The sequence below is a fragment of the Phocaeicola sp. genome (assembly GCF_048170425.1).
In the GTDB taxonomy this organism is placed as follows: domain Bacteria; phylum Bacteroidota; class Bacteroidia; order Bacteroidales; family Bacteroidaceae; genus Phocaeicola.
This window is the reverse complement of sequence record NZ_DBEXBB010000305.1, coordinates 1-7771: the sequence shown is the minus strand read 5'-3', so window position 1 is coordinate 7771 and position 7771 is coordinate 1. Positions and strand designations below refer to the sequence as shown.

Here is a 7771-nt window from a genome sequence, read left to right as displayed (position 1 = left end):
TGTACTTTTGCTTTATAAAAAAATCAAACTAACAACTAACAATTATGGGAACTATTAAATGCATCGGTATTCTTACATCCGGAGGAGATGCTCCCGGCATGAACGCTGCAATCCGCGCAGTCACCCGCTCTGCCATCTATAATGGACTAAAAGTGAAAGGTATCTACCGTGGGTATAAAGGGCTGATTACAGGAGAAATCAAGGAATTCAGGACTGAAAATGTCAGCAATATCATACAATTAGGAGGAACTATCCTGAAAACGGCCCGCTGTCAGGAGTTCCGTACACCGGAAGGCCGCCAGGTGGCTTACGAAACCATGAAGCGTGAAGGCATTGATGCACTGGTAGTCATTGGAGGTGACGGTTCGTTGACCGGTGCCCGCCTGCTGGCTCAGGAATTTGACGTTCCTTGTATTGGATTACCCGGTACGATTGACAACGACTTGTATGGTACGGACACGACTATCGGATATGATACGGCACTGAACACGATTTTGGATGCAGTGGATAAAATACGTGATACCGCGACTTCACACGAACGTTTGTTCTTTGTGGAAGTAATGGGACGTGATGCCGGCTTCCTGGCTTTGAACGGTGCCATCGCCGCAGGTGCCGAAGCTGCCATCATTCCGGAATTCAATACGGAGGTAGACCAGCTGGAAGAGTTCATCAACAACGGCTTCCGCAAATCGAAGAGCAGCTCCATCGTGCTGGTGGCAGAAAGTGAAATCACCGGAGGAGCCATGCATTATGCAGAACGTGTGAAAAACGAATATCCGCAATATGACGTACGTGTAACTATTCTGGGACACTTGCAGCGTGGCGGACGCCCGACGGCACACGACCGTATCATTGCCAGCCGTATGGGAGTAGCCAGTATCCAGGCCCTGATGGAAGGCCAGCGCAATGTCATGATTGGTATTGAAAACGACCAGATTGTATACGTTCCGTTTGCCAAGGCTATCAAGAACGACAAGCCTATCGACCGCGAACTGGTTAGCGTATTGAACGAATTGTCAATCTAACAGAACAATTCCATATAAAGAATCCCTCTTCAAAAGACGTTTGAATGCTTTTTGAAGAGGGATTTTTATATTGCTGTATTTTCTTATCTTACTTTATTTTCTCCGGCGGTTTCTGCGGTGCGTACGCTTATGACGCTTATATCGTATCCAGCGACGGCGAATCTGCCAGGCACTCAGACCTACCACTACCAAAAGAATCAGGATAACAATCCCGCTATTCAGGTTGTCGCCTTTCACACGCGACCAGATTTCCAACACATCTACCGTATTGTCTCCAAAGTCACGTATCATGGCGCAACGGGCTATCACAGACTTATCAGGATACTGTGTGTTACGCAGCTTCACCTTCTGTGCCTCCGGACCGAAGAAATAGCTGGCATCGACTTCCGTATCCAGGGTAGAATCAATGCAAGCCTCCAGAATTTCCGGAGCAGCAATGGCACTGACATACCCGTTCTCTTCCATGTTACGTAAGGCAATATCCGGACGACAAAGGAAGTTGATAAAATAGCTGGCCGCCTTAGGATTCTTGGCATACTTGGGAATCACCCATCCGTCGTACCACACATTACTTCCTTCTTCCGGGATGGTATAACCAAGGTCTACTCCTATCGTAGCCGCTTCTTCCATAGCCCACTGTGCGTCTCCGCTCCAGGTCATATTCATCCAAGCCTTGCCTTTGGTCATCATTTCCTTCCCAAAATCCGCTTCCCATCCGGCCACATTCGGCTTCAACAGTTTCAGATACTTTTCCACCGAGTCCATGGAAGCCGGAGAATAGTCATTCATCAATTCGGCCACACTTCGGGTACTGTCTTTTAAATCCTCACGATGCGCATACAACAAAGCCATGCCGTACGAATCGCGATAGGCATCCTTCATCAGAATCTTGCCGGAAAAACGTTTTTCCCACAGGCATCCCCACGACTTCAGGTCTTTTTCAAAGACAAACTGCTTGTTATAAAGCAGTCCGGCCGTACCCCACATATAGCACACGGCATAACGGCTGGCCGGTAAATCTCCCTTTACCGTCAGTTTATCTATCTGCTCACGGATATAAGGCGCCACCCCGTTCATGTAATTAGGTGAATGAGAAAAAGCCGTATCAATAGGCTGCAACAAACCTTTGTGCAGCATCCGTTCGATGATATACTCGGAAGGACAAACCACGTCAAAGTCTTCATGCCCTTTCTCAATTTTTGTCAGCATGATTTCGTTGATGTCAAACGTCTGATACACGATGCGGATATCTTCCCCCGTCTGCTCCTTATAATACTCCTGAAAATCTTCTAGTACACCTTCTCCAATATAATCTGCCCAGTTGTATACCTTGAGTACATTTTCACGTGATTCATCAGCATTGTAACATCCTGCCAACAGACAGCATGCGCACAAAGCCACCCACCAGTTCCACCTTTTCATCTTCTGTTTCATTTGTTCTTTGCTTTATCAGCTCTACGGTTAATAATAATCAGCAGCACCAGTATCACCACAAAAATGACGGCCGACAGCGGACGAAGCTCCGGTGTGAGACCACCCTTACGGGCATCGGCATAAATATAGGTAGAAAGCGTCTCCAGTCCCTGATTTCCGATGGTAAATACTGTCACGGCAAAATCATCGATGGAAATGGTCAACGCCAACAAGAATCCACTCACCATTCCCGGACGGATTTCCGGAATAATCACTTTCCACAAAGCTTGCATGGGTGTAGCCCCTAAATCGAGTGCGGCCTCATACAGGTTCGGGTTCATCTGTTTCAGGCGCGGCAACACACTCAGTACGACATAAGGAGTACAGAAAGTGATGTGTGCCAGGACTACGGTCGTAAATCCCTGCGTAATGCCTAATGACACAAACAGCAAGAACAAGGAAATACCTGTAATAATATCTCCGTTCAAAACAGGAATGGTATTGATGAATCCCATGGCCTTCCGGCTGCGAGCCTTCAGGTTATAAATACCAATGGCTGCCACACTCCCTAATAAGGTCGATACCGTAGCAGCAATAAAGGCAATGGCTATTGTATTTATCAGCGCATTCATCAACGAATGATGTGCACCGGTGTTACATAGCGAACGATACAGATTCAACGAAAAGCCCGTCCAATTGCCCAATACCTTCGCCTCAGTAAATGAATAGACTACGATAATCAATATCGGAGCATACAACAACAGTAACAATACCCAAAGGTAGGTCTGCATCAGCACTTTCTTTACCATACCTGTCCTCCTTTCTCTGAATCACTTTTTTCGTCGGAGCTGAATAATGAGGTAGCGGCAATCAGGAACAGCATAATCAAGGAAAGAGCCGCTCCATAATTCCACATACTGTTGTTGATATTTTCCTGAATAGTCGTACCAAACAGTTTGATATTGTTCATGGTCAGCAATTCTGCAATGGCAAAAGTAGAGATAGTCGGCATGAACACCATCATGATGCCGCTCACCACTCCAGGCATTGACAGAGGGAATACCACCTTCCTGAACACCTGAAAAGAATTGGCACCTAAATCCTGTGCTGCTTCCACATAACTTGGGTCCATCTTCTGAAGGGTATTGTAAATCGGATAAATCATGAAAGGAATGAAGTTGTAAATCATTCCGAATATCAGCGCTCCTTCTCCCAAAGGCAGACAGGCAAAGTCGAACAAGGCGACGGTAGCTAACGTACGTATCAGGATGTTGACCCACATCGGCAGGATAAACAGCAGAATCAGCGTACGCGAATAATTTGAATTACTACGACTCAGAATCCAGGCCGCCGGATACCCCAGCACGATACAACCTATCGTTGTCAGCATGGCTATACCGATGGAATAAATAAAGGTATTGACTGCTTCCGGATGAGCCAGGAATTTCCGGAAATTTTCAAGTGTCATACGACCTGCATCATCGGTAAATGCATATACCACAATCAGCAGAAGCGGAACAATCACAAAAATGAGAGAGAAAATGAGATAAGGAAGTGTCCAGCTTCGGCGTGAAAGAAAAAACAAACGCAGTTTATTCATCGTTCCTCCTGTTTTACACGTACACGAATATCTTCAGGAGCAATGGAAATACCCACACGGTCTCCATCATCCCATACATCGTTCGTATCAACAAACACATTCTCATCCCAGTCTGACCATACCGTCAGGTGGTAATGGTTTCCTTTATACAAAATAAATTTGACTTCTCCAGTCAGCATGCCGTCTTCCGCATTGTCCAGCAAAGTGATTTTTCCGAAATCAACCTCCACTATCACATCGCCCAACGGTACTTTCTGCAAGTCTACCGGTGCACATTCAAACTCACATCCCAAGAATTCCACATGACTTTCATCAATGAGTTTGCCTTCAAAAGTATTACAGAGACGCTCTTTCTTCATGATGTGAATATCAAACGGTTTGACCAGCATACCCACTTCGGTTCCTACCTCGAAAGCATGATAATCCTGCACCACAAACTCATAGCCCTGACACAACACCACCATTTCATAATGCACACCCTTAAAGATACACGATTGTACGGTACCACGAAGCTGTGCCATATCCGACGCTGGGAAAATATACAAATCCTCCGGACGAATCACCACATCTACCGGTGTGTTTTCACCAAAGCCTTTATCCACACATTCAAAGTCACAGTCACAAAAATGTACCAACTTGTCTCTCACCATAACTCCATTCAGGATATTACTTTCTCCAATAAAATCAGCCACAAACGAGTTAACCGGTTCATTGTAAATGTCGGTAGGTGTACCAATCTGCTGAATACGTCCCTCACTCATCACCACGATGGTATCACTCAACGTCAAGGCTTCTTCCTGGTCATGCGTCACGTACACAAAGGTAATGCCCAGCGTCTTGTGCATTTCCTTCAACTCCATCTGCATGTCCTTACGCATCTTCAGGTCAAGTGCGGCCAGCGGTTCATCCAGTAGCAATACTTCCGGCTCATTCACAATGGCACGTGCAATGGCCACACGCTGCTGCTGTCCGCCCGAAAGCGAATTGACATCGCGGTACTCATAATCGGTCATACCCACCATTTTCAAGGCAGCCTTTACTTTTTTAAGTACCGTATCCTTTGGCATCTTTTTCAGTTTCAAGCCAAAAGCGATATTGTCATACACATTCAAATGAGGAAACAAGGCATACTTCTGAAAAACCGTATTGACCGGACGTTTATGAGGAGGAGTTTGAGTAATCTCCTCCCCCGCAATACGGATAATGCCTTCCGAAGCGGTCTGAAATCCCGCTATCAGGCGCAACAAGGTCGTCTTGCCACATCCCGAAGGTCCCAAGATAGTTACAAACTCTCCCTTTTTGATGGATAAGTGGATATTATCCAAGGCTGTTTTTTCACCAAAAAACTTTGATACACCCTTTACCTCTATAATAGGTTTAATTTCACTTTGCATCGTTTTTAGAAAATTAGTTCGCAAAGTTACATATTAATTCATTTCAAAAGGCATATCGCTCTTATATTTCTTCTTTATTTTTATTTAATACCAAAAACCAGCAATGTTTTGAATATTTATACATCATTCCTGTTTTAAGCCGGAGAAGTACATGTCCAGCAATTTTCTGGCTGCCGAGAAAGACGTTGCCCGTCCTTCCAGCACATCTTTTTCTTGCAAGGGAAGCAAGGAAGCGATTTCCGGATTCTGATAGAAGCTGTCGCGCAAATGCTCATTGATGGTTTCATACATCCAATATTTGGCCTGCTCGTTCCGACGGTGTTCAAAATAACCGTTCTTGCGGACAAAGTCAATGTAGGCATACACCATATCCCAGATTTCCTTGACACCGATATTGTAAAATCCTGAATACGTCAGCACCTGAGGAGTCCATCCGGATTCAGCTGCCGGAAAAAGGTGGAGTGCATTACGGAAATGCGTAGCAGCCAACTGTGCCTTCTCTACATTATTTCCATCGGCCTTGTTGATAATGATACCATCGGCCATTTCCATGATACCGCGCTTGATGCCCTGCAACTCATCGCCCGTACCGGCCAACTGAATCAGCAGGAAGAAGTCTACCATGGAATGTACAGCAGTCTCACTCTGGCCTACTCCCACAGTTTCGACAAAGATTTTATCAAATCCGGCAGCTTCACACAAGATGATGGTTTCACGGGTCTTACGAGCCACACCGCCCAATGAGCCAGCCGAAGGACTGGGACGGATAAAGGATTTAGGATGCACCGACAACTTTTCCATACGGGTCTTGTCGCCTAAAATACTTCCTTTGGAACGTTCACTACTAGGGTCTATAGCTAAGACAGCCAACTTTCCTCCTTTTTCTTCGAGCACATGCAGTCCGAATACATCAATCGACGTACTCTTCCCGGCACCGGGCACTCCGCTGATACCGATACGGATAGAATTACCCGAATAAGGAAGGCATTTTTCAATGACCTCCTGTGCCAGCACCTGATGTTCCGGCTTAACACTTTCTACCAGTGTGACCGCCTGGCTCAGCATGGTCACATCGCCTTTCACAATACCTTCCACATACTCGGCAGCAGAATACTGACGACGTTTGGGTTTCTTTCTAAGATTCAGATAAGGATTAACAATGGAGGGTTGTTCCACTCCCTGGTTCACAGTTAACCCCTTATAAGCTTCATTGTTTTCGGGGTGTTCCATAAAAGTTTTTATTTTTCGGACGATTTCAGCCGGGCTTTCACACGGATGGTAATCATCGGTTGGTTAGGATCATCTGTAATCATCAGGACACGGGGCGTACCTTTCACACGGTGAAGGTTCTGTGCCAGAACAGTAATCTTCATCTTGGTCGATTCACCCGGTTTCAGCACTCTCTTTTTCAGTTTCACGGCCAAAGCCATGCTGAACACCTGCATATCCTGAATATTCAGGTTTGAGCGACCTGTATTTGAAATGACAATCGTTTGTGACTTCTTTTGGTTGGGTTTCAAATCCACAAATTCCAATTCCTTAGCCGACAACGTAATCTGAGGAGGATTGTTTTTCTGCTGTTCGGTCAGCTTGGAGAAGTCAGGCAGCAGAGCCACAGATACAGGTATTTCATTCTCACTGCCGACTTTATCACCCGGGAAGCGGGACAGATAGACAGATGCACGTGTGATACCTAATTTCGGCAATTTCTCAGAATCCAGTGTCACCAAAATCTTTCCGGTCTTTCCACGTCCCAATTTTTCAGGTTCCGCTTTTGCTTCCAGATAAGGAGGAAGATGCATCAGCACAGGTGAATAAGCCTTGTTGGAGGTATTGGCCACCAACAATTCAATAACCGGACGGTCTCCCTTATTGACGGATTTAAAATCAAGCTCATCCTGTGTCAACCGGATGGCACCAATCGCATAAGGGTGCGTAAAGGAATAGTTCTTGGCATCGGCTGTCACCTCTCCGTTAAAGTCCAGGTAAATGGGCAAAGAAGCTGCATTGCAATACACACCCACATCCTTATAGAAATGTCCAATGGATTCTGCATCGAATACCACCGTGATATTTCCTTTTCCCCCTGCAGGTACAGGGTCTTCTGTCCATTGCGCTTTGGCGCATCCGCAAGAAGTCGTCACATTGGATATAACCAATGGCTTGTCTCCCGTATTAGTAAACTGATAAGTTATGGTTGCCGGAGTACGCCACAATACATAGCCTAAGTCCTTTGTGGTCATATCAAAGGATATTTTAGGTTGTGCCCATAAGGACATGCAAGCGACAAAACACACGAAAAAAAGGGTATATGTTCGTTTCAGTGATTTTATTCTTTC

At 45.6% G+C, this 7771-nt stretch carries 7 protein-coding genes; 1 reads left to right on the top strand and 6 read right to left on the bottom strand.

What is annotated here, in order from left to right; genetic code table 11:
* The first annotated feature begins 44 nt into the window (after positions 1-44).
* Entirely contained in the window at positions 45-1025 is a 981-nt protein-coding gene (pfkA, locus tag ACMJ0U_RS11750) for a 6-phosphofructokinase (protein WP_417130083.1), read from the top strand.
* 93 nt (positions 1026-1118) lie between these two features.
* Here the strand turns inward: pfkA and ACMJ0U_RS11745 are convergent, their stop codons facing one another.
* The 6 genes from ACMJ0U_RS11745 to ACMJ0U_RS11720 form a co-directional block, all read right to left on the bottom strand.
* Positions 1119-2459 (bottom strand): ABC transporter substrate-binding protein, encoded by a 1341-nt coding sequence (locus ACMJ0U_RS11745; RefSeq protein WP_417130082.1) that lies wholly within the window; start codon positions 2457-2459, stop codon positions 1119-1121.
* Positions 2456-3247, bottom strand: coding sequence for an ABC transporter permease (locus tag ACMJ0U_RS11740; RefSeq protein ID WP_417130081.1), 792 nt, complete (start codon positions 3245-3247; stop codon positions 2456-2458). The genes ACMJ0U_RS11745 and ACMJ0U_RS11740 overlap by 4 nt, the downstream gene beginning before the upstream one ends.
* A complete protein-coding gene (locus tag ACMJ0U_RS11735) occupies positions 3241-4038 on the bottom strand; it encodes an ABC transporter permease (RefSeq protein WP_417130080.1) in 798 nt (265 codons plus the stop codon). Before ACMJ0U_RS11735 ends, ACMJ0U_RS11740 begins: the two co-directional genes overlap by 7 nt.
* Positions 4035-5432, bottom strand: a complete 1398-nt coding sequence (gene potA, locus ACMJ0U_RS11730; protein WP_417130079.1) for a polyamine ABC transporter ATP-binding protein — start codon at positions 5430-5432, stop codon at positions 4035-4037. Before potA ends, ACMJ0U_RS11735 begins: the two co-directional genes overlap by 4 nt.
* A 123-nt stretch (positions 5433-5555) precedes the next feature.
* Positions 5556-6662: a methylmalonyl Co-A mutase-associated GTPase MeaB gene (gene meaB, locus ACMJ0U_RS11725; protein ID WP_417130078.1), complete on the bottom strand. Its 1107-nt coding sequence runs from the start codon at positions 6660-6662 to the stop codon at positions 5556-5558.
* Between the two features lie 8 nt (positions 6663-6670).
* Positions 6671-7756 carry a DUF1573 domain-containing protein gene (locus ACMJ0U_RS11720; RefSeq protein ID WP_417130084.1) on the bottom strand — a complete coding sequence of 362 codons (1086 nt, stop codon included), beginning with the start codon at positions 7754-7756 and terminating at the stop codon, positions 6671-6673.
* Positions 7757-7771 lie beyond the last annotated feature (15 nt).